Origin of the sequence: Enterococcus sp. HMSC072F02 (assembly GCF_001837725.1) — a bacterium.
GTDB classification, from domain to species: domain Bacteria; phylum Bacillota; class Bacilli; order Lactobacillales; family Enterococcaceae; genus Enterococcus_B; species Enterococcus_B lactis.
This window is the reverse complement of sequence record NZ_KV833928.1, coordinates 40,553-43,504: the sequence shown is the minus strand read 5'-3', so window position 1 is coordinate 43,504 and position 2,952 is coordinate 40,553. Positions and strand designations below refer to the sequence as shown.

The following is a 2,952-nucleotide window of genomic DNA, read 5'->3' as shown; positions in this document are numbered from 1 at the left end:
GAGAAATAGAGACCCATCAAGCCGGAAATCATTATGAAAAGCAACAAAGCGATGATTGCCCACATCCTGTCGGTATTTAAATAGAAAGCCAATAGATAATGGATCCAAATAAGTAAACTGATCGATATCAACATCGGTAGACCTAGACCGAACAAAAAAAATGCTTTTTCTTTCTGTTTATATTCTAATATTTCTACTAAACCAATATACAACACACATCCTAGCAACAAATCCAACCTAGATAAACTTAACCACCCAATGATGTAAAACAGCCCTAATCCGCAAATCAAAAGAAAATGAAGAGCAATCACTAGCCATTTTACTTTTATGGAATCCATTCTTCTTGTAAAAGCTAGACTGATACCACTTAAAATCCAACATGAATACTGAATGATCAGAAACCCTATCACTTCATGACGAATATACAAATGACTGCTGAGCAAAATCATACAGAAGACTAACAGAACCACCGATACCCGCTTACTTTTCTTACTTTCTATTGATAACATCCAACTCTCTCCTTTTTAATTGACCCATACATCGCCTTCCTCATGCCCCAATGATTCTCATGATCAAAAGAGGAACGGCAGTTTCGATTCATAAGAAAAACAAAAGAACAATATTGTAATAAGTAGCAAATAGATAATTCATCCCTAATAGCAGCCACTTTATTCGATTATCTTCAAGTTTTGTAGAGAAATAGAGACCCATCAAGCCGGAAATCATCATGAAAAGCAACAAAGGGATAACAAGCCAAGATTTAATAGTATTTGAATGGAAAGCCAACAAGTAATGGATTCCAATAAGCGAACTGATCGATATTAGCATCGGTAGACCTAGACCGAACAGATAGAATGTTTTTTTCTTTTTTTGATAGTCTAATGTTACGACTGCTCCAAAATACAACACACATACTAACAACAACTCCCACCTAGGTAAACTTATCCACCCGATGATCCACCCAATGATGTAAACAAGCCCTACTCCGCAAGTCAAAAGAAAATGAAGAGCAATCACTAGCCATTTTACTTTTATGGAATCCATTCTTCTTGTAAAAGCTAGACTGATACCACTTAAAATCCAACATGAATACTGAATGATCAGAAACCCTATCACTTCATGACGAATATACAAATGACTGCTGAGCAAAATCATACAGAAGACTAACAGAACCACCGATACCCTCTTACTTTTCTTACTTTCTATTGATAACATTCAACTCGCTCCTTTTTAATTGTTTGCTTCGTTGCTGACTTCAAAAAGTTTGAAACAAAATAAATAGAAATTGGAAAACATTAAAATATGTAGCAAATAGATAATTGATAACTAACAACATCCATCTTACCTTCGCAGATTTGATCTTTGTCGAAAAATAAAGACCTGCTAAGCCGGGGAAGGATATGAAAATCATTAAAGCTGCACTTTGAAGACTATTTCCATAATAGAAATGAGCCACCCCTAGACACCAGCCAGACAGTAACATAGATATACATAACCCGACCAAATTGATAGTTAGTTTCATTTTTTCTCCTTTTGTTTTTAATCCTCTTTTTCTTACAACAGAAACGTTCCGCCATTTTTTACCAACCAAAAATGATCCAGTTAAAGATACATATCAAATTCGATACTATAACAATCGCTTTTAAACATTTAGAATTGATTTTTGTTGAAAAAACCAGGCTTAACCCACCAAATAACCAAATACAAAACATTATTCGTATACGAGTCCCATCGTCGTTATAATTTATTGAAGGGAAAAAAATAGTCAAAGCTATACAAAGCACTAGCAGACTTATTGAAATGATTGTACACGTCTTACTTTTTAATGGTAACATTCACAAATCTCCTTTCCGATTGATACATGGCTATCTTAATAAATGACCATAAAATTGCATCATAGTAAGATGGGTAGCTATTAGATAATTTAGTATTATCAGGAACCATCTCATTCTTACAGACTTGACTTTTGTAGAAAAATATAGTCCTGTTAATCCTGGAAAAATCATCATAAGTAACATATATACTCCTTGAGGGCTATTTCCGTAATAGAAATGAGCTATCCCGAGACACCAGCCAGACAGTAACATAGATACACATAAACCGATCAAATTGACATCTAATTTCATTTATTTCCCCTCATTTTCGTTTTTTATTGAAACAACAAACTAAAACAGAACAATTTACATAGCATAAATCACCCAACTATAAATACCAATCAAATCAAGTAGGATAACTAGCATTTTTAACCTTTTAGAATTGATTTTTGTCGAAAAAACCAAACTCAAACCACCAGTGCTCCAACAACAAAATATTATGGACACTAAAAACTGAAGATTATTTTCTATAGAAGGATGAAAATAAAAACTAGCTGAAATGAAACAAATTGACAACAAGCTTATTGAAATGATCGTACACGTCTTACTTTTTAGTGGTAACATCCACACATCTCCTTTTCATCAAAGTATTCATACATGTCGTTTTTTATCAAATTGCTTATACAAGATTTATTTTGCTCAAAGAATAAAGACTTAATATCTCACATTAAAACTCTATTTTAGAGACTATTTATATAGTAAGAATAGATACCAATGAAACAACTAAGTGACAAAAATATAGCTATATACAAACCGATTCTATTTAACTTTATTTTCTTCTCTTCTCGTGATTTTAAACATCTTTTCCTCACAACAGAAAGGTTCTATCGTTTTTCATCAATCAAAAATGATCCAACCAAAAATACATATCAAATTTAATAAAATGACACATGCTTTTAAGCACTTAGAATTGATTTTTGACGAAAAAACAAGGCTTATCCCACCAAATAACCAATTACAAAACATTATTGATACAAGAATTGTATAGTTTCCATATTTTGTCGAAGGATAAAAACTAGTCATGATGATGCAAAGCACTAGCAAAATTATTGAAATGATCGTACACGTCTTACTTTTT

Annotated in this window: 2 protein-coding genes; both read right to left on the bottom strand. The window is 32.5% G+C overall.

Translation table 11 applies throughout. The features are described from left to right. Nucleotides 1-509 (bottom strand): hypothetical protein (locus HMPREF2731_RS03625; protein ID WP_070872347.1); only part of this gene is annotated, 509 nt, incomplete at its 3' end. An 88-nt stretch (nt 510-597) separates the two neighbouring features. Then, complete coding sequence (locus HMPREF2731_RS03620) at nt 598-1,215, bottom strand: hypothetical protein (RefSeq protein WP_070872337.1); 618 nt, start codon at nt 1,213-1,215, stop codon at nt 598-600. Nucleotides 1,216-2,952 lie beyond the last annotated feature (1,737 nt).